The 23,293-nt window shown below is 38.5% G+C and carries 19 protein-coding genes; 12 read left to right on the forward strand and 7 right to left on the reverse strand.

The window, feature by feature from the left end:
* Nucleotides 1-170 precede the first annotated feature (170 nt).
* The 3 genes from ACTJKN_RS01490 (at nucleotide 171) to ACTJKN_RS01500 (ending at nucleotide 2,662) form a co-directional block, all read left to right on the forward strand.
* Nucleotides 171-1,520 carry an alpha-L-fucosidase gene (locus ACTJKN_RS01490; protein ID WP_440822031.1) on the forward strand — a complete coding sequence of 450 codons (1,350 nt, stop codon included), beginning with the start codon at nucleotides 171-173 and terminating at the stop codon, nucleotides 1,518-1,520.
* Nucleotides 1,521-1,648: 128 nt separating this feature from the next.
* Nucleotides 1,649-1,900, forward strand: coding sequence for a hypothetical protein (locus ACTJKN_RS01495; RefSeq protein WP_440822033.1), 252 nt, complete (start codon nucleotides 1,649-1,651; stop codon nucleotides 1,898-1,900).
* Between the two features lie 42 nt (nucleotides 1,901-1,942).
* On the forward strand, nucleotides 1,943-2,662 hold the full coding sequence (locus tag ACTJKN_RS01500) for a DUF481 domain-containing protein (RefSeq protein WP_440822035.1): 720 nt from the start codon (nucleotides 1,943-1,945) through the stop codon (nucleotides 2,660-2,662).
* 340 nt (nucleotides 2,663-3,002) lie between these two features.
* Here the strand turns inward: ACTJKN_RS01500 and cobA are convergent, their stop codons facing one another.
* Nucleotides 3,003-3,767, reverse strand: a complete 765-nt coding sequence (gene cobA, locus ACTJKN_RS01505; protein ID WP_440822037.1) for a uroporphyrinogen-III C-methyltransferase — start codon at nucleotides 3,765-3,767, stop codon at nucleotides 3,003-3,005.
* A gap of 251 nt (nucleotides 3,768-4,018) precedes the next feature.
* Between cobA and nirB the strand changes: the two genes are divergently transcribed.
* From nirB to ACTJKN_RS01540, 7 genes are all read left to right on the forward strand, one after another.
* Nucleotides 4,019-6,532: a nitrite reductase large subunit NirB gene (gene nirB / locus ACTJKN_RS01510; RefSeq protein ID WP_440822039.1), complete on the forward strand. Its 2,514-nt coding sequence runs from the start codon at nucleotides 4,019-4,021 to the stop codon at nucleotides 6,530-6,532.
* Nucleotides 6,533-6,567: 35 nt separating this feature from the next.
* The gene (gene nirD, locus ACTJKN_RS01515; protein WP_029276048.1) at nucleotides 6,568-6,915 is read left to right on the forward strand and encodes a nitrite reductase small subunit NirD; all 348 of its coding nucleotides are present in this window, start codon (nucleotides 6,568-6,570) and stop codon (nucleotides 6,913-6,915) included.
* Nucleotides 6,916-6,974: 59 nt separating this feature from the next.
* Nucleotides 6,975-7,370, forward strand: coding sequence for a hypothetical protein (locus ACTJKN_RS01520; RefSeq protein ID WP_440822041.1), 396 nt, complete (start codon nucleotides 6,975-6,977; stop codon nucleotides 7,368-7,370).
* Nucleotides 7,371-7,408: 38 nt separating this feature from the next.
* Nucleotides 7,409-8,776: an MFS transporter gene (locus ACTJKN_RS01525; protein ID WP_440822043.1), complete on the forward strand. Its 1,368-nt coding sequence runs from the start codon at nucleotides 7,409-7,411 to the stop codon at nucleotides 8,774-8,776.
* Nucleotides 8,777-8,818: 42 nt separating this feature from the next.
* Nucleotides 8,819-12,370, forward strand: a complete 3,552-nt coding sequence (locus tag ACTJKN_RS01530) for a molybdopterin-dependent oxidoreductase (RefSeq protein ID WP_440822045.1) — start codon at nucleotides 8,819-8,821, stop codon at nucleotides 12,368-12,370.
* Nucleotides 12,371-12,671: 301 nt separating this feature from the next.
* The gene (locus ACTJKN_RS01535) at nucleotides 12,672-13,175 is read left to right on the forward strand and encodes a nitrate reductase associated protein (RefSeq protein WP_440822047.1); all 504 of its coding nucleotides are present in this window, start codon (nucleotides 12,672-12,674) and stop codon (nucleotides 13,173-13,175) included.
* A gap of 2 nt (nucleotides 13,176-13,177) precedes the next feature.
* Complete coding sequence (locus tag ACTJKN_RS01540) at nucleotides 13,178-14,659, forward strand: rubredoxin (protein WP_440822049.1); 1,482 nt, start codon at nucleotides 13,178-13,180, stop codon at nucleotides 14,657-14,659.
* Here ACTJKN_RS01540 and ACTJKN_RS01545 read toward each other — a convergent pair.
* Both ACTJKN_RS01545 and ACTJKN_RS01550 read right to left on the reverse strand, forming a co-directional pair.
* Complete coding sequence (locus tag ACTJKN_RS01545; RefSeq protein ID WP_440822051.1) at nucleotides 14,654-15,238, reverse strand: molybdenum cofactor guanylyltransferase; 585 nt, start codon at nucleotides 15,236-15,238, stop codon at nucleotides 14,654-14,656. The two genes, ACTJKN_RS01540 and ACTJKN_RS01545, sit on opposite strands and share 6 nt — an antisense overlap.
* 267 nt (nucleotides 15,239-15,505) lie before the next feature.
* A complete protein-coding gene (locus tag ACTJKN_RS01550) occupies nucleotides 15,506-16,189 on the reverse strand; it encodes a Crp/Fnr family transcriptional regulator (protein ID WP_440822053.1) in 684 nt (227 codons plus the stop codon).
* A 198-nt stretch (nucleotides 16,190-16,387) separates the two neighbouring features.
* Here ACTJKN_RS01550 and ACTJKN_RS01555 point away from each other — a divergent pair, with 198 nt between their 5' ends.
* The gene (locus ACTJKN_RS01555) at nucleotides 16,388-16,588 is read left to right on the forward strand and encodes a hypothetical protein (protein ID WP_440822054.1); all 201 of its coding nucleotides are present in this window, start codon (nucleotides 16,388-16,390) and stop codon (nucleotides 16,586-16,588) included.
* Nucleotides 16,589-16,648: 60 nt separating this feature from the next.
* Here ACTJKN_RS01555 and ACTJKN_RS01560 read toward each other — a convergent pair whose 3' ends face one another.
* The 3 genes from ACTJKN_RS01560 to ACTJKN_RS01570 are packed head-to-tail and all read right to left on the reverse strand — an operon-like array spanning nucleotide 16,649 to nucleotide 21,636.
* Entirely contained in the window at nucleotides 16,649-17,953 is a 1,305-nt protein-coding gene (locus ACTJKN_RS01560; RefSeq protein ID WP_440822056.1) for a PepSY-associated TM helix domain-containing protein, read from the reverse strand.
* A 32-nt stretch (nucleotides 17,954-17,985) separates the two neighbouring features.
* On the reverse strand, nucleotides 17,986-19,227 hold the full coding sequence (locus ACTJKN_RS01565) for a DUF4374 domain-containing protein (protein WP_440822058.1): 1,242 nt from the start codon (nucleotides 19,225-19,227) through the stop codon (nucleotides 17,986-17,988).
* A 24-nt stretch (nucleotides 19,228-19,251) separates the two neighbouring features.
* Nucleotides 19,252-21,636 (reverse strand): TonB-dependent receptor, encoded by a 2,385-nt coding sequence (locus ACTJKN_RS01570; protein ID WP_440822059.1) that lies wholly within the window; start codon nucleotides 21,634-21,636, stop codon nucleotides 19,252-19,254.
* A 272-nt stretch (nucleotides 21,637-21,908) separates the two neighbouring features.
* Between ACTJKN_RS01570 and ACTJKN_RS01575 the strand changes: the two genes are divergently transcribed.
* Entirely contained in the window at nucleotides 21,909-22,490 is a 582-nt protein-coding gene (locus ACTJKN_RS01575) for a DUF4142 domain-containing protein (protein WP_440822061.1), read from the forward strand.
* A 109-nt stretch (nucleotides 22,491-22,599) separates the two neighbouring features.
* On the opposite strand, the gene ACTJKN_RS01580 is transcribed toward ACTJKN_RS01575, so the two are convergent.
* The gene (locus ACTJKN_RS01580; RefSeq protein WP_440822063.1) at nucleotides 22,600-23,262 is read right to left on the reverse strand and encodes a competence protein; all 663 of its coding nucleotides are present in this window, start codon (nucleotides 23,260-23,262) and stop codon (nucleotides 22,600-22,602) included.
* Nucleotides 23,263-23,293 lie beyond the last annotated feature (31 nt).

Raw genomic sequence — 23,293 nt, forward strand, 5'->3', positions numbered from 1 at the left:
CACAATACTGCCAATTAAACAAGAATGGCATCTTCAAAGTTTTAAGAAATTCAACCACCTCCGTTAAAACTTAAACCAATTTAACTTAATATTTTGCTCATATTCCATCATTTTGAAAGGATATACCTCAGTAAATTAGTCCTTTAAATACTAACCAAAAGAAACCGAAAATGAGAAAAACAATTTTATCAGCCTTGTTCATACTGGGCTTAGCCTTACCTGGCTTTGCTCAAAAACGATTAGGCAATGAAACCGCTGCCCAAAAAACCAAAAGAATGGAATGGTGGACCGATGCACGCTTTGGCATGTTTATCCACTGGGGCCTGTATGCATTGCCAGCCCGTCATGAGTGGGTAAGAAATTACGAACATATTACCAACGAAAACTATCAGAAATACTTCGATCAGTTTAATCCTGATTTATTTAACCCTAAAAAATGGGCCAGAGAAGCTAAAGAAGCAGGCATGAAATATGCCGTGTTAACTACCAAACACCATGAAGGCTTTACTTTATTTGATAGTAAATTCACCGATTATAAGGCAACCAATACACAAGCCAAAAGAGATTTGGTTAAAGAATTTGTTGAGGCTTTCCGTGCCGAGGGTATAAAAGTAGGCTTTTATTATTCGCTGATTGATTGGCACCACCCCGATTTCCCTGTTGATAAGTACCATCCTTTAAGGCCTGATAAAGATCATGAAGATCAATATGCGGTATTAAATAAAAACAGGGATATAGCCAAATACCGCAAGTACCTGTACGATCAGGTAACCGAGCTACTTACTAAGTACGGCAAAATCGACATTCTTTGGGCAGATTTCTCTTATCCGGGCAAAGACGGTAAAGGTCGTGATGATTGGGGTTCGGTAGCACTACTTAAGCAGATTAGAAAACTGCAGCCACAAATTATTGTAGATAACCGCCTGGATCTTAATGATTATGAAGATGGTACAGATTTCGAAACACCAGAACAGGTTAGTCCAAAGGAATTGGAAAAATATCGCGGCAAAGTTTGGGAAACCTGCCAAACCTTTTCAGGCTCGTGGGGTTACCACAGAGATGAAAACACCTGGAAAAGTAACAGGAAGTTATTAGATCTGTTGATTACTTCAGTAGCCAATGGAGGAAATTTATTGTTAAATGTTGGGCCTACTGCGCGTGGTGAGTTTGATAACAGAGCAAACATTGCATTAGATAGCCTGGGTCTTTGGATGCACGCCAATTCGAAATCTATTTACCATTGTACTTTCGCCCCTATCGAATTTAAAGCGCCTGAAGGCGTAAAACTCACTTACAATAACGACACAAAAAAACTGTATGTGCATTTGTTCGAATACCCAAATACGGGTTACATTACGCTGGATGGATATAAAGACAAAACAAAATATGCACAGTTTTTACATGACAACTCTGAAATACAGATTGACACTGAAAAATCGACCGGGAATACCTTGGTATTAAAACTACCAAAGAAAAAACCCGATTTCGAAATTCCGGTAATCGAATTGACCGTAAATTAATCTACCCATATTAATTATTGGCCTGCAAGTTAAACCTTGCGGGCTTTTTTTGTGGAATAAATGATGAGTGTTTAAAGACGAATAAAACATATTCCGATGCTCATTTGTATAAAACTTAAACAAGAGAAATGAGAATAAAAGGCAGCTTTATTTACACCCTTAAAACGGGCGAAAATGCGTTAATCTTGCTAGCAGAAAATAAAATTGATCAGGAGAAACTTTACCATTATTTAACGGTAGACGCTTATCGGTTTAAAAAAGAGATTGTGCAGGAAGAACCCGGGATCAAACTGATCTCTGCAGGTTATAAAAATGAAAAGGATGAAGTAATCTGGAACCATGAATATATTCCTGTACCCAAATGGTACGATCTGAATTAAATCAGACTAAACATATTAGGGGCAGCCGATGTTAAAATAGCTATGAAGCTTTTTGTGCCATTACTTTTACTCTGTTCTTGTTATGCTAGATCCTTTGCTCAATATAGCGATAGCACCAATTACCATATATTACTCACTTCAACAGGATCAATTAACCGAACAAATGAAGACCGTGCCTATTTGTTGAATAATGCGTTCAATTTTGGCCTTAAAAAGAAAAGTTTCGTGTTAAATTCTACTTCTGCCTGGCTTTACGGCAAACAGAACAACAATTTAACCAATAACGATTTTTCTACCACGTTAAATTTTAACCTGTATAAAACCTTTCCTCATTTTTATTATTGGGGTTTGGTGAATTATAATACCAGTTATTCCTTAAAATTAAAAAATCAGCTGCTTGCTGGTGGTGGAATTGCCTATAGCATATTAGATAAAGAAAATGCATACATAAACATCAGCAATGGGGTGCTTTTCGATCAAAGCAGTTTAATTGTGGGCGATAGTTACCATACTTATAGAAATTCGTTACGGTTACAATATCATTTTATAATCAAAAACCTGATTACTATTGATGGAAATCATTTTTTGCAGAATTCCTTCTCTAGAAAAGGTGATTACATTATCCGTTCATCAGCAACCCTTGGATTAAAACTTCGCAAATGGATCAGTTTAACTACAGCATTAAACTATAACAAACTGAACATTACCAGTAGCGAAAACCTAAACCTTACTTATGGCTTAACGCTCGATAAATATTTTTAGATTAGTCTGGAGTCCGAAATTTGATCTCAATATCATAGTCCAAAGATCTCTCCACTCCGCGGCTCTTCGGTCGAGATGACGATCTTTCTATGGGTTCTTTCAATAGAGTATGACGCGGAAATCCTTTTTTGTCACCTGAGCGAGCTTGTACTGAGCCCAGTTGAGGTGAGGGGCAAAAAAGATTGAAGCAGAAAGCAGGACGAACATTAAAAACAGCTACAACAATTGCTTTCTAAACAAAACCAGGAGTATTATAATTCTTTTTTTTATAAAGTCGGAGGACTATTTAAATGGAGCAATTAACAAATTAAACCAATGACCAGTGAACTAATGAACCTATCTATGCTGACAACAACTCTGCCTGATTTAAGTTTGCATAAGCTTTTGCCTGCACCACATTACCTATAATAATAATAGCAGGATAAGTTAAGCCTGCCTGTTCAGCAGATTCCTGTAAATTTTGAACTGAACATACTACTTGTTTTTGGTTGGGCAAGGTAGCATGCTGAATAACTGCCGCAGGCATATCACCCAAGCCCGCATCACAATAAGCTTTAGAGATTTCGCCAACTTTTTTCATACCCATATATATAACAACTGTAGCCGAACTTTTCATGGCACACTTTAAATCGTTGGTTAAACTTCCATCCTTCTTGGTTCCGGTAAGGATCCAAACACTTTCACTAATGCCACGGTGTGTTAAAGGAACATCAATAAAACCTGCGCCCTGCATACTACTTATACCTGGAATGTAATGACATTTGATGCCTCTAGCCTCTGCATAAATCAATTCTTCGAATCCTCTGCCAAAAATAAAGGGGTCTCCACCCTTTAAACGCACGACTACTTGGTAATTCTGGGCATTTTCGACAATTAATTCATTTATTTTCTCTTGTGGCGTGTATTTTCCATAAGGTTGCTTGCCAACATAGATCATTTTGCAACTTTTCGGTGCAATTTCTAGCAATTTTTCATTACTTAAGTTATCATACAGAATAACTTCTGCTCTTTTTAGCACATTAAAAGCTTTCATAGTGATCAATTCAGGATCGCCAGGACCTCCACCCATTATAAAAAGTCCAAAATCGTTAGTTTTTTGATTCATAATTTTAATGATTTAACTATTTAAACATAAAAGTGATGAAAATTTATTAAAAAATTAAATTTTTATGATAAAAATCACACTAAAACAACTTTTTATTGAATTATAACCTATATTTGAATATCAAAAATCATATAAATATCAAAACAGGTATTTTTGAATCGATTATTATCAATAAAAAACAACAAAACAAATAATTCGAAACAAAAAACAACCAACAGAAACCAACAAAACACAAAATACCTTTAAGATTTATGAAAGAACCACAAATAATCGTAATAGGAAATGGAATGGTGGGATATAAATTCTGCGAAAAGCTAAGATCAAAAACCTCTTCTTTTAATCTTATCGTTTTTGGCGAAGAACCCCGCAGAGCTTATGACCGTGTTCATTTAAGTGAATATTTTAACGGAAAAACTGCTGATGATCTTTCTCTTTCTACTGAAAACTGGTATCAAGAGCAAAATATTACCCTTTTTTTAAATAATCCAATTGTTAAAATAGATCGCGAACTTCAAAAAGTTTACACCGCCAGTGGCCTTGATTATCATTACGATATTCTTGTTTTTGCAACTGGTTCAGGTGCTTTCGTTCCCAATATCCCTGGTATTGAGAAAGAAGGTGTTTTTGTTTACCGTACCATTGAAGATCTTGACCTGATTAGCGGTTATGCCAAAAAAGCCAAAACAGCTTCGGTAATCGGCGGTGGCTTATTAGGATTGGAAGCTGCTAAAGCATTGATAGACTTGGGTATCGAAAAAACGAGCATTATCGAATTTGCACCGCGTTTAATGCCAAGACAAATTGATGCTGCAGGTAGCAATATGCTTAAGTCTAAACTCGCAGATCTTGGTTTACAGATCCACTTAAATAAAAACACAACAAGTATTGAAGGCGATGGCCGTATTACCGCACTAAAGTTTAGCGATGATACTGCTTTAGATGTAGATATGCTTGTCATCTCTGCTGGTATAAAACCACGTGACGAACTGGCAAAGGCATGCGGTATCGAGGTTGGTCCACGCGGTGGAATTGTTGTTGATCAAAAAATGCAGACCAACGATCCGGCTATTTTTGCCATTGGAGAATGCGCTTTGTACGATGGAATGATTTATGGATTAATTGCTCCTGGTTACGAAATGGCCGAAGTGCTGGCTGCAAACCTTTGCGAAGGTGACAAAACGTTCACAGGGTTTGATATGAGTACCAAACTGAAACTGATCGGTATCGATGTAGCCAGCTTTGGTGATAATTTTATTACCGAACCCGATTGCCGCACCATCATCTTCGAAAACAAACACAAAGGCGTTTATAAAAGAATAAATGTTAGTAATGACGGGCAATACCTTTTAGGAGGTATATTAATTGGAGATGCAACAGCTTACAACCTGCTGTTGCAGACCTCTAATAACCGGATTGTATTACCAGAAAACCCCGAAGAACTGATTCTGGGTGCACGTGGTGGAAGCGAACCTGCTGGCGGAGCCGGAATTACTGGTTTACCAGACGGGGCGTTGATCTGTAGCTGTGAAGGCGTTAGCAAAGGCGACATCTGCTCGGCAGTTGCTGACGGCTCTTGCGAAAACATAGACGACCTGAAAAAATGTACCAAAGCAGGTACAGGTTGTGGCGGCTGCTTGCCAATGGTTAAAGACTTAATGACTTATACCTTAAAATCGCAAGGTAAGTATATCAAAAATGTAATTTGCGAACACTTTAACTATAGCCGACAGGAACTTTTTGACCTTATTCATATCCACGAACTAAAAAGTTACGATGAAGTATTGGATGCTTTAGGCAAAAATGATGGCTGTGAGGTATGTAAACCATTAGTATCGTCGCTCCTGGCCAGCCTTTGGAATGAAATGATCCTTAAAAAAGGAAACGATGTGGCCCAAGATAGTAACGATCGTTTTCTGGCCAACATCCAAAAAGGCGGCTCATACTCAGTGGTACCAAGGGTTCCGGGCGGCGAAATTACACCCGATAAATTGATCGTAATTGGCGAAGTAGCTAAAAAATATAACCTCTACACCAAAATTACCGGAGGTCAGCGTATAGATATGTTTGGCGCACACCTTAACGATCTTCCTATTATCTGGGAGGAATTAATTGCTGCAGGTTTTGAAAGCGGACATGCTTATGGAAAAGGCTTAAGAACGGTTAAAAGCTGCGTGGGCAGTACCTGGTGCAGATTCGGCCTGCATGACAGTGTAAGTTTCGCTATCCAAATTGAAGAAAGATACAGAGGCATCCGTGCACCACATAAATTTAAATCAGCTGTAAGTGGCTGTATCAGAGAATGTGCAGAAGCACAGAGTAAAGACTTCGGCATTATTGCTACCGAAAAAGGCTGGAACTTATATGTATGTGGCAATGGAGGTAGTAAACCGCAACATGCCCTTTTACTGGCAACAGACTTAGATAGTGAAACCTGTATTAAGTACATCGATAGATTTTTGATGTTTTACATCCGCACCGCCGATCCACTTACCAGAACAGCAACCTGGCTGAACAAAATGGAAGGGGGAATAGATTACCTGCGAAATGTAATCATTAACGATAGTTTAGGGATGGCGGCCCAATGGGAAAACGAAATTGAAAACTTAATTGCCTCTTACAAATGCGAATGGAAGGAAGCAGTAGAAAATCCTGCGATCAGAAAACGCTTCTCTCATTTTGTAAATGCACCAGAAGACAAAGATCCAACTATAGAATTTGTTGAGATGCGCGGACAAAAAAGAACCGCCGAATGGAAAACAGTTTAATAATAATCTTTACAAACCTTAGAAAACCCAAAATCATGAATGAACAATCAAATTGGCTAGCAGCCTGCCGAGTCGAGGATGCCATTGAGAACGGTGGCGTTTGTGTAAAACATGGTGAAGATCAGATTGCACTTTTCTATTTCACCAGAAGAAATGAGTGGTACGCCACACAAAATGAATGCCCGCACAAAAAACAGATGGCATTAAGCCGTGGAATGATTGGATCTACTACCGATGAGCCTAAGGTAGCCTGCCCTTTCCACAAAAAAACATTCTCATTGAGCACTGGCGAATGTTTAAGCGGCGATGAATGCGCAATAAAAACCTATCCTGTAAAGATAGAAAACGGAACTGTTTACATTGGTACAACGCCAAAATCTTAACCTGACCCAGTAAGATTTAAACTTTTCTGATTAAAAAATTTAACCCAAACCAAACCGACATGAAGATTTCTAATTATGTAGCCGCAACAGGCTGCCTTGCACTTACCTTGTTCTTTTTTTCAGCTAAATCGCAAACTAAAGCCGTTTTATTCGATGGTACTATCGTTGCCGGATATGTCGATCATGGTGCTTTTATAAACTGTACAGGCCCGAGCATCAAATTCAGCAAAAAACCTTACACCGTTTTATTGGGGTTGTTACCCAGTTTAAGAATCAAAGAAGATAAAGTTGCTGCCGGAGCACCAAAAAATGCAGCCCTCACCCCTAACCTTGGTTTTGGTTTAACAACGGCCTTTCGCCATGTAGCCTTACAGGTACCGCTATACTATAACCCAAAAACCGCAGTTAAAAATGGCGAATGGAACGTTGGCGTAGGCTTAGGCTATAAATTTTAAAAGAACCCATTTATTTATTTACGCTTAAACAGAGTGTTATGACACTAAATTCCATTACTAAACCGCTAGATAAATTAAATATATTTTCGCTCAAAGGTGTTCAGATGAAAACCTTTCACATCACCTGGCTAACTTTCTTCTTTTGTTTTTTCGCCTGGTTCGGCATGGCACCCTTAATGAAAATTGCAAGAGAGCAATTACACCTTACCAAAGATCAGGTGGGCAACATTCAGATTGCTTCAGTATCAGCTACGATTATTGCCCGTTTACTGATCGGACGGCTAATTGATAAATTTGGCCCCAAACTCATTTACACCTGGCTTTTGGTACTGTGTGCCATTCCCGTTTTATTAATCGGAACCAGTCATTCTTATACTTCCTTTTTGCTTTTCCGCCTGGCCATTGGCGTAATCGGCGCTTCATTTGTAATTACCCAATTTCACACCTCCATTATGTTTGCTCCGAACATTAAAGGAACCGCAAATGCAACAGCAGGCGGCTTTGGTAATGCAGGTGGCGGTGCTGCCAATTTATTTATGCCATTAATCGCATCTGGCATTACCGCTCTGGGCTTTTGCAGCACTGAAGACAGCTGGCGTTATGCCATGATTTTCCCTGGTGTAATGCTTTTAGTATGTGCATTTTTATATCACCGTTATACTTTAGATACCCCACAGGGAGATTTTAAGGATTTAAAAGACGAAAACATAAAAAGCACCAAAAACACATTTTTAATCGCGGCAAAGGATTACCGTACCTGGATTTTAACCATTGCCTACGCTGCCTGTTTTGGTGTAGAAATAACGGTTGATAACTTCGCACCGATCTTTTTTACTGATTCATTCGGCGCAACAATTGCCATAGCCGGAATGGTTGCAGGTATTTTTGGCTGGATCAATGTTTTTGCCAGACCATTGGGTGGAATTGTTGCTGATAAAATTGGTAAAACCTGGGGGTTTGATGGCAAAACACTTTTACTTGCGCTATTGCTTCTGATAGAAGGAATCGGCCTGATCTGGTTCGCAAAATCGGGCAATATTGGAATGGCTATTTTTATGATGTTCGTTTTCGGTCTAAGTTTAAAAATGGCCAACGGAGCAACCTATAGCCTTGTTCCTTTCATTAATCCACTTGCAGTTGGTAGTGTAGCAGGTATTGTAGGTGCTGGTGGAAATATCGGCGCCATGCTTATTGCATTTATGTTTAAAGCCAAAGCTGGTCATGCCACTAAAAATGTAATCGAAAACGGGCATACTATTCAAAAAGACCTGATCGATTATACCAGTGCATTTACTTTTCTAGGCTTTATCATTCTCGGAATTGGCATTGCTGTATTTATTTTCAGAACCGTTATGGCACAGAAAAGCGCGGAAATAGAAGATCTTGTACTTACACCGAGCAAATAGTCATACCAAAAGTAAAAATCTACCTACAATACCGTTGATCATTTGAAAGAAGAAAAGAATATATCGCTAAATAATACAACAACATGCTGCTATTGCGGAGTGGGCTGTGGTATTGTAGTAAATAAAGATATCCATGAGCGGATAACAGTTGAAGGAGACAAAAACCACCCTGTAAACAAAGGCATGTTGTGCAGTAAAGGCATGAATCTTCATTACACGGCGAATGACAAAAGCGACAGGCTGCTTTATCCCGAAATGCGTTACAACAAAAACATGCCCCTCCAAAGGGTAAGCTGGGATACCGCACTAGAAAGAACAGCAGCCGTTTTTAAAGCACTGATTAAAAAACATGGTCCCGATAGTGTGGCTTTTTATGCAAGCGGACAATGTTTAACGGAAGAGTATTATGTAGTTAACAAATTGATTAAAGGTTTTATCGGCAGCAATAATATCGATACCAACAGCCGCTTATGTATGAGCAGTGCGGTTGTTGGTTATAAAATGAGCTTAGGTGAAGATACTGTGCCCATTAGTTACGATGATATTGAAATTGCCGATTGCATTTTTGTTGCGGGCGCAAATCCAGCATGGTGCCATCCTATCCTTTGGCGCCGTGTTGAAGCCGCAAGGCAAAAAAAACCAGACCTAAAGATTATTGTCAGTGATCCGCGAAAAACGCAGACCTGCTCACTTGCCGATGTCCATCTGCAACTCAATCCAGGTACCGATATTACCCTGCACCACGCGATTGGCAGATGTTTAATTGAAGACGGAAGAATCGACGCTGATTTTATCATCAACAGCACCAACGGTTATGAAAAATACCATAATACCGTTTTCGAAACCTCACTGGCCGAAGCAGCAGTTATTTGTGGCATCAAAGAAAGTGATATCCGCTTGGCTGCATCTTACATCGGCAATGCAAAAGGTTTTATCAGCATGTGGACCATGGGGCTTAACCAAAGTGTAGTAGGCACCAATAAAAACCTCTCTTTAATCAACCTAAATCTGATTACCGGCCATATTGGTAAACCTGGAAGCGGACCTTTTTCACTCACAGGGCAACCAAATGCCATGGGCGGAAGAGAAGTTGGTGGTTTAAGCAATTTATTGCCGGCACATCGGGTTTTAGCCAACGAAAGTCACCGCAATGAGGTCGAAAAGTTTTGGCAGATCCCCCTAGGCACCATACAATCTAAACCTGGCCTAACTGCAACAGAGATGTTCGATGAACTGAATACCGGAAAGCTCAAAGCGGTATGGATTTTATGCACCAATCCGCTGATCAGCCTCCCTGATGTTCGAATAGCCGAAGAAGGATTAAAAAAAGCGAAATTTGTAGTTGTTCAGGACATTAGCAACAAAATAGAAACCTTAAAATACGCTGATGTGGTTTTACCTGCAGCTGCCTGGGTAGAAAAAGAGGGTACCATGACCAATGCGGGCCGCTATATCTCTTATCTCAGTAAAGTAACCGAAGCACCTGGAGAAGCCTTACCAGATTCGGAAATTATCTGCCGGTTTGCAAAAAAAATGGGCTATCATGGCTTCGATTTCAAAAGTGCTTCCGAAATATATAACGAGCACGCAGCCCTTACGGAAGGAACCAACATTGATATCAGCGGCCTTAATTATGAGATTTTAAGGGAAAAAAGAGCCGTTCAATGGCCTTACCCGAAGCAAGAAAAGGCCTTCGGAACAGCCAGGTTATTTACCGATCACCAGTTTTACACACCCGATAAAAAAGCCAATATTTTATCATTTGATGACCAAAACCAATCGGAAGCTTTAACACCGGAACATCCATTGATTTTAACCACCGGAAGGATCAGAGATCAATGGCATACCCGAAGCAAAACAGGCAAGGTAAATAAACTGAACCAGCATATTAGCGAATCTTTTTTAGAGATCAACCCAATTGATGCCGAAGTTCGGAACATTAAAGACAATGATATTATCGAAATTTCCAGTTTACGTGGAAATGTTCGTGTAAAAGCAAAATTTTCGGAAGATATTAAACCAGGAGTGGTTTTTATGCCCATGCACTGGGGAAAAATCTTAAAAAGTGACCTTAACCGGGTGAATAACCTCACCAATAACCTGGTTGATCCACTAAGCAAAGAACCTGATTTTAAATTTAGTGCTGTAGAAGTAAAATTATATCAAAAAGCCCGGCAAAAGATCATTGTTATTGGTGCGGGCGCTGGTGCCTGTGGTTTTGTTAAAAGTTACAGGGCTTTAAATACCGAAGATGATATTGAGATCTTTAGCAAAGAAAATTTCCCTTTTTACAACAGGGTACTTCTCCCCGATTATATTATTGGCACTTTACCCTGGCATAACCTCATTAAAATGAGCGATAGCGAGGAAACCGATTATAGAATTAAGCTGCACCGTGGGTTAGGTATCGAAAAAATCAACAAAGAAAATAAAACCATTATCGATAGTAATGGAGAAACCCACCATTATGATGTTCTGCTCCTGGCCACCGGAAGCAGGGCTTTTGTGCTTAAAGATATCCCGAAACTAAACGGCATATTTACCATGCGCAGCCGTAACGATGCCGACAGTTTTAAAAAACATGTGGATAGCACAAATGGAAAAGTAGTAATTGTTGGTGGCGGTTTATTGGGAATCGAATTGGCCACATCTTTGGCTGAAACAGGATCAAAAGTGACGATTATCCAACGGATATCGAGATTAATGGGTCGCCAGTTGGATGCTTTGGGCAGTCAATTATTACATGAAGAACTGATCAGCAAAGGCATTGAGGTTTTTTACAATGATGAAGTAGACCGGATTATCGGAGAAAAAAGTATTTCGGGCATCCGTTTAAAAAGTGGTTTATTGATCGATTGTGAATCTTTAGTAATTGCCATAGGCACTGTTCCGAATACCGAACTGATTAAAGAAGCAGGTATAGAATGCAAAAGAGGTGTTGTGGTTGATGAGTACCTGAGAACCAACGAAAAAGACATTTATGCCATTGGCGAAATTGCCGAGTTTAAAGGTCAGATGTACGGCATTACCGCAGCGGCAGAACAACAGGCCGAAATAGTAGCACGATTTCTATGTGGAGATATTGCTAAATTTTACCAGGGCAGCCTGCTCATGAATATCCTAAAAATGCATAGTTTAGAACTCTGTTCATTAGGTTTGGCCGAAATACCGAACAACGACCCTACTTATGAGGAAATTGTTTTTATCGATAAAGCCAAACGTTACTATAAAAAATGTATTGTACACAACGATAAATTGGTTGGAGCCATATTAATTGGCGATAAAAGTGAGTTTTTAGAATTCAGGAACCTGATCGAAAATAAAATGGAGTTGAGCGAAAAGCGGCTTCAATTATTAAGGAGTGGCAAAACAACCGAACCTATTATCGGCAAAACCGTATGCAGCTGCAACAATGTTGGCGAAGGTAACCTGATCAACAAAATTAAAGATGGCTGTAAAGATCATTTGCAGCTTTGCCAGTTAACTGGCGCCGGAATGGGCTGTGGCAGTTGCAGGCCCGAGGTAAAAGCCATATTAGATTCTTTTGTAAATGTATTAAAAACGGAAGCTAAACCTGCTTTGGCAGGAACATAAAAAACTTTGGCCGTTTGTTAGTCCTAGCGGTCAGTTTTTTTAAAAAAAAACAAACAAAGAAGTTTGAATGATAGGCTAAGATAAATCGTCATTTCGACTGGAGCGCAGCGAAATGGAGAAATCTTTGAAGTATGTTTAATGGATAGTTCAAAGATTTCTCCACTGCGGTCGAAATGACGACAGATTTTTCAAACCCTTCATTAGAAAACGATTGGAAATAGTAAAACAATAAGCTTTAAGATTCCCCCCTGCGCGGGAATGACGATAGATTGCTAAAGAATATTTAAAATTAAACAAAGTGATGAAAGTAAAACTTGGTCCTTCAGAATTTAAAAACCTAAAAGGGATTGAATATTTTAAGTTCGAAGAAGATTTTATTGAAGAAAATGTGCGTTGTATCCCGATGATCGTGCGTTTTAAAATGGATGCCGCAGGAATAAAACTAAAATTAGCTGAATGGAGCAAATTTCATCCATCGGAACGGATCCAACTGGCCTTACTACCGGTTTCCACTCAAGAACAAACAGATAAGTATCATCAATTTTTGATTGGCCTGATTACCAAATATACTGGAAATCAAGCCACCACGCTAACTATCGATCCGCTACCCGATTGGGGAAACCTACATCAGATCCCTGTGATGCTAAAAGAAAAGGCAACAGAATTAGCTTTACAGCTATCCATAAACCAGTGGCGAAAACTCACTAATATCCAAAGGTTTGCGCTTTTAAAATTATGCAGACCAGGGCATGAAAACAAAAATTTTCCCAAGGCAGTAGTAGAATTTGGACTTCTAAATAGCTAACCATGTATCAAACCATCATCATTAACTTTCCAGGCGGAATCATATCACCAGGCAACCTGTATAACATCCTGGTTGCGGCAACAAAAGCGCGGATCCAATATGTTCGTTTTGGCCTCCGCCAGCAGTTATTGATTGATACTACAACCTACAATATTGCCATATTTACAGGCGAAATGGATAAACTTGGGATTGATTATGAAGTAGACTCCAATAATTTCCCGAATATTATCAGTTCTTATCCTGCTGAAGAGATTTTTATCCGCAAAACCTGGCTTACTGAAGGGGTATACAAAGATGTTTTAGACGACATCGACTTTAAACCTTCCGTCAAGGTTAATATCTGCGATAGCGACCAAAGCTTTACCCCCATGTTAACGGGTAATATCAACTGGATTGCGTCTTCACAATCCGAACATTATTGGCATTTGATTATCCGGTTTCCAAAAACAAATGTAACTTATGAATGGAATCAGCTTTGTTACACCAACCATATTGCACAGGTTACCAAAGCGCTGGAGGGTATTATCAAAAACAACCAGTCGCAGTTTGTAGATAATCCACAAGCCAATGGTGAAGCGCTCTTTGCACTTTTAGATCAGGAAAATTTCATTCTTAAACAAGTCGAAAAAACCGTATCACTATCTTCATTTAACCTGCCTTATTACGAGGGCTTAAACCGGTATAACAATAAATATTGGTTGGGTATCTACAGGCGAGATGAATTGTTCAGCATTCCATTTTTAAAGAAACTCTGCCAGCTTTGTTTAGATACCAAACTCGGTCAGTTGTGCTGTACCTCCTGGAAAACCATTATTATAAAAGGAATTGATGAAAAAGATAAAAACCTTTGGAATGGCTTGCTCGAAGAATTTGAGATCAATATGCGGCATGCGGCCAATGAACTTAACTTTCAGGTGGAAGACAATTGTAACGAAGGCTTGGCATTAAAAAGTTTCCTTGTTAAACATTTAAGCATTGATGATACCAGGACGTTTGGAATCTGCTTTGGCATTAAAACACGCAAAAAAAGTGAGGTTTTTAGTAGCATCCTGATCCAAAAACGCCACTTGATTAATGTATTGGGTTTAAAACTACTCCCCGTTTATGATATTTTGTGTGCTAAGGATTTTAATCCCAACGAGCGTACCGGCGAAATTTTTAGCAGGAGTAATCCTAGCTTTTTATTACCGGAACAAATAAGACGTTCGATATTTAAATTTTACAAATACCGTTTAAATGCGCTTAAAACAGGTAATCAAAAACAGAGCTTTCAAACTGAAGAAGCGATAAAAAAAGACGGCGAGTTTTTATACCAGTGTAATAATTGTTTAACAGTATATAACGAACGCATTGGCGAAATTGAAAACAACATTAACCCAGGTACGGCATTTAAAGATTTACCCGAAGGTTACTGTTGTGTGCTTTGTGAAGGAGAGAAAGAGAATTTTACTAAGATTGATCAATCGGCCTTGCAATTGTTATAAGCCGTTAATTTCGGCATGTGAGTTAAAATTACTGAAATAACGATAATCCTGGTCCTCAATAGCAATTTCGCAAACTCGCAAATTGCTTAAAACGTATTTCATGCTGTGTTTGGCCAAACCATTGGTTTGAAGCAGGTGTACAATTTGTTTCAAACCGTCAACTTTATAAATCCCGCATAAGGGTTCTTGCTGACCATCTTTGGTAAAAATATAAGCCTCAAAAGAATCATCAGCTTTAAACGAATGGATTAGCTTTTCCAACAACCTGATTTCCATCAACAACATATCGCAGGCCAATAAGAACAGATTTTCCTCGGAATTTAATAAGTAAGCAGAAAGTACACCCAATAAAGGGCCCCTAATATCAAGCGAAGGATCGTCTACAATCAACTGTTCATTCCCAAAATAACCTTCATAGGTTTCTTGTTGCGATGGATTAACTGAAAATTTTACCGGGAGATCAAGCGCACTTAATTTATCAGCTGCGACCTGTGCCCATAATCTATCCTGATGATTGAGCAAACCTTTATCAGTACCCATCCGTAAACTCTGCCCGCCACATAAAACTACTCCTAACATATAATATCTATAATTAAAAAACTATTATCAGTTAAGTCGAGCGAATAGATGTCTTAAAAAGACAACATCGCCATCAATGACAGATTCAAAAGAAAGGTCGTCATTGCGAGGAGGAACGACGAAGCAATCTTTCATGCTAGTGATTTTTGCCATAAAGATTGCTTCGTCGGCTGAAAAAGCCTTCTCGCAATGACGATAATCTGAGGAGATTTAATCTTTTAAATTCTCCGTCATTTATATTTTATACAATAAATTATCCATAAAGGATTACTTACTGCTCAAATCTATTAGTCCAGCTTCGTTTAAAATGCCAATTTGTTTTCCGCTAACCACGATTAACTTTTCTGCTAACAGTTCATTCATCGTCCTGAAAACCGTTTCGTAGGTTGCACCGGTAAAAGCAGCCAAATCCTGACGGCTTAGTGCCAAATTTAAAAACCCTTCGGCATCTAATCCAAATTGATCTCTCAATCCTAAAATAGCTACGGCAAGCCTTCCTTTAACCGACATTAAAGCTAAATTACGCATTTTCTTTTCTGAGGCATGCAACTCGTCGGCATAAAACATCAACAAACCGTAGGCAAATTCCTGGTTTACTTTTATGGTAGTTTTAAAAAAATCGATATCTACAAAACAAAGTTTGGTGGTTTCTAAAGCAGTTGCAGATATTGGATAGGTAGAAATACTGCTGCTGATTCCTCTATGTCCTATTATGGCTCCATCGTTTGCAAAACGTAAAATCAGTTCTTTATCGCCCCATTGTTTATGCACTTTTACATTACCCGAAGTAACAAAATAAACACCACTCACCGGATCGCCCTCTTTGATAATTACTTCCCCTTTTTTAGCGATAAAATTTCGTTTATGGCTCTCGATAGCAGGATGCCACTCTTTTAAAGTGAGCTGGCACATAAAACAGGTTTTAAGATCGCAGTTATTATTTTTCTTCATATTTTATTGGGGATGTTGGGTAAAAATAGCAAATCATTGCACAATTATTTGGTATCGTAAACAAATTCGGTGATTCTTCACTATTGTTGAAAATTTTATAAGAATAAAACTCATTGAAAGAGAACACTTAGCATTTTTTACAGGCATTCTTATCTCAAAGAAGTTTAAAGATATGCCATCAAATCATAATTTTGTGTTATGGCAAATACAAACGTTAGAAAATCAATCCAGAATAAGATCGAATCATTGGGTAAGGAAATCGAAAGCTTACAAGCAGAACTAAAAAGATGGGAAAAAATTGCAGCCGATTATGAAACCAACTCGGAAAGCATTGATTTGATTTTATCGATACAATTACCTGAAAAACCAGAACCAAAAGCTAAAAAGGTAAAATTGTAAGGCATTTAAACAAGAAAACCCGGACAATGTCCGGGTTTTCAATTAATCATATCCTGAATATTAATCCTGTTCTATAACTTCTTCCACTTTTACCGGAATTTTAGCTCTCGGCTTAAAACCAGCAGGCTTATTATCGCCTTCGGTTAAAACGGGCGCTTTCTTTGCATCTTTCTTCTTGAATTTCCTACCATACCAGATTAGAAAGCCAGTTATAGGTAAACTTGCTCCTATTAGTGACGCTAAAAAAGCCATCACTTTGCCTGGGAAACCCAAAATACTCCCCACATGGATATCGTAATTCATTTTGCGAAGTTTCCCACCAAAACCAGCCTCTTCGTAAGCAATAGCATAAACACCTTCGCGTTTAAATTCTTTTAAAGTATGCTGATCGAAGGTATACCCTTGGTTATTGTAAAACTGACCTGTATTAGGATAAACCGTAATATTGATCGTGGCTTTTGCTTTTGAAGTATCGGGAAAATTATAATAAAAACCCTGCGATTTTGGATGGCGGCGAATTACTTTTTGCCAGGCCAGATCCATCGCTTTTTGAGGCGTGTAAAATTTCCCAACGGCTAATGAATCTGATTCCAGACGTTGGAAATCGCCTAATTTATCGCCACCAGAGGTTACCCAATACAAGCCTTCGCTGTACCATTTAATGCCATAAACCATTCCGGTTAAAGCGATAAAAAGCAAAAAGATTAAAGAATAAAAGCCAAGCACATTGTGTAAATCGAGGTTTACCCTTTTGAATGAAGCGCCCCACTTAATTTTGAAGCTCTTATCACGGGTTGATTTATTCCATTTTTTAGGATACCACCAGATTAATCCGGTAATTAACAAAACTACAAATATCATGGTTCCGTAGTTTACAATTGGTCTCCCGATGGCATAAGGTAACCACAAGAAACGGTGACCGTTGAGGATAAACCTAAAGAAATCGACTTCTCCTTTTTTATGTACCACTTTGCTGATTACTTCTCCTGTATAAGGATTAATTTTTAAACTGGTTCCTCCTCCGCGCCGTCCTTCATCCTTTTTTCCCCTTAAATTTAAACTGATCGCCCTTCCCTGTTGATATTGTGCATACGAAGGAATCTTTTCAGGGTAAAGCTTAAACGCAATGGCACTCAGTTGTGAGGGTGTAATCACAGGTTTATCCTGCTTTTCAATTTTGGTTTCAGGTTCCAATAAACCTGTAATTTCTTCATTAAAAACCCAGATACAGCCTGTTATACAAACAATAAGAACAATGACGCCGGATATTAAGCCAAGCCAGAGGTGAAGCCATTTATTGATTCTGTTAAATAGCGAATCTTTATTTTTTTTCTTTGCTGGAATAGTTTTGTTTACCGTTGCCATTGTTCTGTTTAGTTAAGCCTATAAGTTTTATTTTAATATTGAAGGGCATTAATTGCCGTGATTGTTCCGCCTTCAACCTTTAAGCCTTTTTTTGCGGCTGCAATTTCTGCATCGAATACATACACATAACTTCCTTCGCTCGCGGTAGTGATGCCTATGTATCCGGTTTTACCATCTTTTGGCGCATAATTGTTAATGGTTGTTGTTCTGGTGATATCGGCAGGGATACCGCTTATCCATTTGAAGCTTTTGCTGATTACATCAACAACGGCAAATTTTCTTGCCGTACCTAAAAGCGAATTGGGTTGCGCATACATTTGGAGAATAAAAACACCCTTCCCTAAATAAGTTTGCCCCGCAATATGGTGTCCGCCAGAAATCTCCTGTACGTTAAAGAAATAACTTTTATCAAACTCGGTAGTTCCTTTATTGATCCTGATAACAGCCGATGGATTTTTGGAGGTCGGAATGCCCGCGTTTGTTGCCGCTGCAAATGAAAAAGCATAGGCATCTCCATTATCGGTTTCAACCAAACCATTTACAAAATAGGCGCCGATATAACTGGTACGGTTATCACGGATAATTTTCTCCAGTTTTAAATCAGGATAACTATAAACGGCCACCCATGAACTGTCGGGATATGAAGTACCAAATACGTCCGGCGCAGCGCCTTTAATACTCATATAAGGTATAAATAGTTTTTCCCCAACCTGTGTTGCCCAGGTAAAGTGGGCCCTTTCGCCATTGCCCGCAAGCTTTACAATATTTACCTGCTGTTCACCAACAATCTGATATTTGCGTGCATCTATCCTAAACATGGTTGCAAATTCATTTCCAGATCTAGGAACTTTAATGGTAAAAACATCGTCCTTCACAGGTGCAAAAAGATGTACGGTTTCACTTTGAAAATTTGAAAGTTTATTTAACTTTCCATCACTATCTAAACGGTAAGATGTAACAGCACCTGGATTTCCCTGTCCGTATAGTAAACTAAAAAAACGGTTTTTGTGTGTAAGGTAATAACGGTATGATCCATCTTGTTCTATCCCGTTTCCCTGAGTGGTTACCATGCCCGATTCTAAAGAATTTGCCGTCAATAAATAATCGGCAATGCCCGAAGTACCAATTGGTGTTGCAGAAATTACAAATTTGGTTGCCCCTGTAAGTTCGGTTTCTACATCTATAACTTCTGAAGAATCCAGTTCTTTGTCGCAACCCGAAAAGATGATCAGAAAGGATAAACTTAAAAAAGGAAGTATATATTTAGTTTTCATATTAAAATATTTTAGGATTAGGAATTATCTGTTGTTGCTAAAAAAGTATCTAACCTTGGCATAAAATGCCCTGCCCGGCTTTTGTAGAGAAAAATTATCGTAAATGCGGTTATCCAATAGATTTTTACATTCTAAACCAATATTATATTTACCGCCGCCAAGTGTATAAACAGCATTTACATCCTGCATCCATTGTCTGGGAATATCGTATTTGGTTTCTGAAGTACCCTGGCTCGGCCACGATAAATAATAAGCATGAACGTAAAGCACGTTATAACCAAGGGTAAGGGTATTGCCTTTTTTACCCACGTTGTTAAAGAAAAGTGAGGCATCTGCATTACCAAATAGATAAGGCATATTTGGAATCCTATCTCTAAATAAAGGGCTCTGCATGGTTTGACCTGGCTCAAAACGGGTATTATTTCTTAAATTCTGATAGGTTACGTTTACTCCTGCCGTAAATAGTTGCTTAAATGAATATCTAACCTCCGATTCAAACCCAAAATTGGTTACGTTAGCTACATTGCCCATCACCTGTTTAGTTTGGTTTGCATTTAAACTTGGTCTGATAAAGTCTTTCGCATCGCGGTACATTAAATTTCCATCGAAACTAAAACGGTGGATTTTGTTTAACTGTGCCTGATAACTAAAACCTAAATTATAGTTGCTGCTCTGTTCGGGCTTTAAATCAATATTCCCTTCGAGATTTAATAAATCGCCGAAAAGTTCGTCGGTTTCTGGTAAACGATAACTTTTTTCGTATGATGCTTTAACCTGGAGATTTGGCACAATAAAGTAAGTAGATGCAATACCATAACCGGTTTTACTATAGCTGTTTTTTTGTGTTAAATAAGCAATATCGCCCCAGTTACCGCTTGGATTATAGCTTTGCGAATATTTATTTGATTGATAAAATTGTTTTGCAAATACCGAAGTGTTCCACTTCTCAGACGCACTGAATTTATAACCTAAACCCAATACATTTTTATTGTTTATACGTGGTTGCTCATATTTCTCGGCATCAGGATATAATTCATCAGAACCTGTTCTGTTAAAGCTATTGTATACATTATTTAGCGACAAGGAATGATGCTCATCAATAGTATAACTTAAGTTTGCAGTAGCCAATCCGTTGTTATTACGGAATTTATACATCGAACGTTCACGTTCGCTACCTGCCCCAGGGTATTCTTTATAATCCTGGAACCAGTTGTAGCGACGGTAAACCGTATCTATATTTTGTTCTGTACCGAAATTAAAATTTCCGTTTACACGAAGATCCAATCCTTTAACAAACAGATCTTTTTTGGCATATTTAACAGTAGGCATTAAAATACTGCCCTTTCTATGCCAGTCTCCAAAAACACTTACCATCCTGGCCCCTGTTTGTATTTCAGAATAGTTTTGTCCAACGGTTAACCCGAACATTAACTGGTCGGCAAATGATTTATTAACTACACCTGCACTGGCTATTAAAGTCTCGTTATGATAGGTATCGTTAAAGCGTTTAACCACCTGGTTTCTGAAATAACGGCCATTAATATCTGCAACATCTGTAGTAACCTTATAGTCGTTATCTGAATAATTTTGAAAAGCATTAATCTGGATTTTAAATCCCGATGGCGCAGTATATCCTACATTTACAGCTGTTTTATGCGTATTGAAGGAACCATATGAATAAGAAGCATCCATATAACTCTTCGTTGTATTATCGGTTACAATATTAACTGCACCACCTAATGCATCCGATCCTAACCAAACAGGAACTACTCCTTTATATACCTCTACGCGCTGGGCAAGGTTAATGGGTATATTGTTAATCTGGAATGATGAACCAAAATTATCCATGGGTACCCCATCAATAAAAAACTTAACCTGCCTGCCTGTAAAACCGTTCAAAGAAAAATCCATTCTTGAACCCAAGCCCCCGGCCTCTCTAACCCTCACTCCTGAAACACGGTCTAAAGCATGAGAAATATCAAGTGTACTGTTATGCAGTTTCTTTGCATCAATAGAGGTTACATTGAAAGCCTGACGGTTAACCTGCTGATTGGCTGTTCGGCCGATAACGTTTAGCGTTTCCATTTGTTCGGTAGATTCTGATAAGCTAAAACTGAAAGTACCGGGCTGACCGTCAGCCACATTGATCTCTTTTTTCTGTGTTTTAAAACCAATTGCAGATACCTGTATGGTGTATTTACCCACAGGAATATTTAAGAGTTTAAAATTTCCGCTTTGGTCTGTTAATGTACCATAACTGGTTTTGTGGATTTTAACGGTAGCCCCGGGAAGTGGATTTCCATCATTGGATTTGATTTGCCCTGAAATGCTCGACAATCGGTTTTGGGCAGAAGTAAAAATTACACAGGCACATAACATGCCCAATAGCAAAATTTTCTTAATTTGCATGGCTTTTAATGGAGATTAAAGGTGAGCCGGATTTCCGGTTTAGCCACACGGGTCTGAACCGTGTGGCATTTTTGTTTTCGGCAAATATAGCCTCTATTTAGATCAAGTCCAAATAAGAATTGTTAAATATTAGGCTTTCTCCACTACTCCTATTACAAAAACCGGCTTACTCAGCTGAGCACCTGACATTTACCTACACCCAATAATTTTAAAAGCTTAAAACCCTTTTAGTTTAAAACATGTTTATGTAGATACAACAAAAAACGAAGTATATGAAAAAGTTAATTTATTTATTGGCCATTTCTGCATTAGCATTTCAGGCCTGCAATGGAGGAAACAAGGATGCCAAAGAAAGTGCCGATAGTTTAAACATGGCTAAAGACAGCTCAACCAATACAGTTGCCACTGGAGGGATTGCAGTAGATGAAGCTGACGCGAAGTTTACAACACAGGCAGCTGTTGGCGGTATGGCTGAAGTAGAATTAGGAAAACTGGCACTCGAAAAAAGCAGTAATCCGCAGGTTAAAGAATTTGCAACCATGATGGTAAAAGACCACGGCATGGCAAATACCGAATTAATGGCCATTGCGAAACAAAAAAACATTACACTGCCAAGCACCGTAGACGATGAGCACAAGAAAAAAATGGATGACCTAAGTAAAAAATCAGGCGCAGATTTTGATAAAGCTTATGTTGATGCCATGGTGAGTGGCCATAAATCTACCTTAAAATTAATGGAAGATGAATCAAGAGATGGGAAAGATGCAGATCTTAAAGCTTTTGCAACGAAAACTGCACCAATTGTTCAAAGCCATTTGGTGATGATCAATAAAATAAATGACAGCATGAAATAATGAGGTTTAGCGTATTAAATTTCTTAGATGAAGGAATTTAATACGCTATATTTTTTGCCACTTCTAATCTTATCCCTAATTACTGGATTTATTTGTTCGAAGGTTATAATTAAAGCTCTGGCGGGGTATGCCAATCGATAAAGGCTTTCCTACTTAACATTTTCAGGTATGGATAATTTCCATTTAATTGTTTACGCTGTTTTAGCTCATATAAAAAATGCCCACCTAAATCTACAATAATTTTTGCGGTGGCTAAATACCATACACTATGTGGCTGTTTCCAACAAAAAGAATACAGGTTTGAGGTGAGTTTAATACCCTGAAGTTCGGGATGATAAAAATTAAGTATTTTTGGATTGGGCAGTCCCTGCATTACCTCTGATTTTCTAACCATCGAAAGGTGATCGGAATGGCAAAACTCGTAATCCTTTAGCTTTGGATCATCCACATCAGGCAAATGTTTCAATATTTTAAATCCCTTAAATTTTTTACCATTCAATATCCATATTAAATTTGGATAAAATGCCTCTCTGCTATTAAGCTCGGCCAATGTAATCGGAGAATTTTGAAATTCGATAGTATAACCGGATGGGGTAAATACATCAGCACGGTGTATATCGGCATTGGCTGCATCATAAAAAGCAATTTCTCTAAATGATGGCGGGAAAGCCAATTTCCAATCTCGGTGCCATGCGGTCTCCTTCCGGCAATATTCTTTTTTAAGTGATGAAATATCCTGAATCATATCTGAACGGAGGATATCTTTTTTCATTTCACTATTGTTCATTCTCTTTCAATGTGAT

The organism is Pedobacter sp. 22163 (genome assembly GCF_052045595.1).
In the GTDB taxonomy this organism is placed as follows: Bacteria; Bacteroidota; Bacteroidia; order Sphingobacteriales; family Sphingobacteriaceae; genus Pedobacter.

What these genes read in the sequence shown, in the direction of transcription:
- ACTJKN_RS01495 (WP_440822033.1), top strand. Translation starts at nt 1,649, where the DNA reads ATGAGAATAAAAGGCAGCTTTATTTACACCCTTAAAACGGGCGAAAAT.
- ACTJKN_RS01500 (WP_440822035.1), top strand. Translation starts at nt 1,943, where the DNA reads ATGAAGCTTTTTGTGCCATTACTTTTACTCTGTTCTTGTTATGCTAGA.
- ACTJKN_RS01520 (WP_440822041.1), top strand. Translation starts at nt 6,975, where the DNA reads ATGAAGATTTCTAATTATGTAGCCGCAACAGGCTGCCTTGCACTTACC.
- ACTJKN_RS01525 (WP_440822043.1), top strand. Translation starts at nt 7,409, where the DNA reads ATGACACTAAATTCCATTACTAAACCGCTAGATAAATTAAATATATTT.
- ACTJKN_RS01560 (WP_440822056.1), bottom strand. Translation starts at nt 17,953, where the DNA reads ATGGCAACGGTAAACAAAACTATTCCAGCAAAGAAAAAAAATAAAGAT.
- ACTJKN_RS01545 (WP_440822051.1), bottom strand. Translation starts at nt 15,238, where the DNA reads ATGTTAGGAGTAGTTTTATGTGGCGGGCAGAGTTTACGGATGGGTACT.
- ACTJKN_RS01555 (WP_440822054.1), top strand. Translation starts at nt 16,388, where the DNA reads ATGGCAAATACAAACGTTAGAAAATCAATCCAGAATAAGATCGAATCA.
- ACTJKN_RS01565 (WP_440822058.1), bottom strand. Translation starts at nt 19,227, where the DNA reads ATGAAAACTAAATATATACTTCCTTTTTTAAGTTTATCCTTTCTGATC.
- ACTJKN_RS01540 (WP_440822049.1), top strand. Translation starts at nt 13,178, where the DNA reads ATGTATCAAACCATCATCATTAACTTTCCAGGCGGAATCATATCACCA.
- ACTJKN_RS01580 (WP_440822063.1), bottom strand. Translation starts at nt 23,262, where the DNA reads ATGAAAAAAGATATCCTCCGTTCAGATATGATTCAGGATATTTCATCA.
- nirD (WP_029276048.1), top strand. Translation starts at nt 6,568, where the DNA reads ATGAATGAACAATCAAATTGGCTAGCAGCCTGCCGAGTCGAGGATGCC.
- nirB (WP_440822039.1), top strand. Translation starts at nt 4,019, where the DNA reads ATGAAAGAACCACAAATAATCGTAATAGGAAATGGAATGGTGGGATAT.
- ACTJKN_RS01575 (WP_440822061.1), top strand. Translation starts at nt 21,909, where the DNA reads ATGAAAAAGTTAATTTATTTATTGGCCATTTCTGCATTAGCATTTCAG.
- cobA (WP_440822037.1), bottom strand. Translation starts at nt 3,767, where the DNA reads ATGAATCAAAAAACTAACGATTTTGGACTTTTTATAATGGGTGGAGGT.
- ACTJKN_RS01490 (WP_440822031.1), top strand. Translation starts at nt 171, where the DNA reads ATGAGAAAAACAATTTTATCAGCCTTGTTCATACTGGGCTTAGCCTTA.
- ACTJKN_RS01570 (WP_440822059.1), bottom strand. Translation starts at nt 21,636, where the DNA reads ATGCAAATTAAGAAAATTTTGCTATTGGGCATGTTATGTGCCTGTGTA.
- ACTJKN_RS01535 (WP_440822047.1), top strand. Translation starts at nt 12,672, where the DNA reads ATGAAAGTAAAACTTGGTCCTTCAGAATTTAAAAACCTAAAAGGGATT.
- ACTJKN_RS01550 (WP_440822053.1), bottom strand. Translation starts at nt 16,189, where the DNA reads ATGAAGAAAAATAATAACTGCGATCTTAAAACCTGTTTTATGTGCCAG.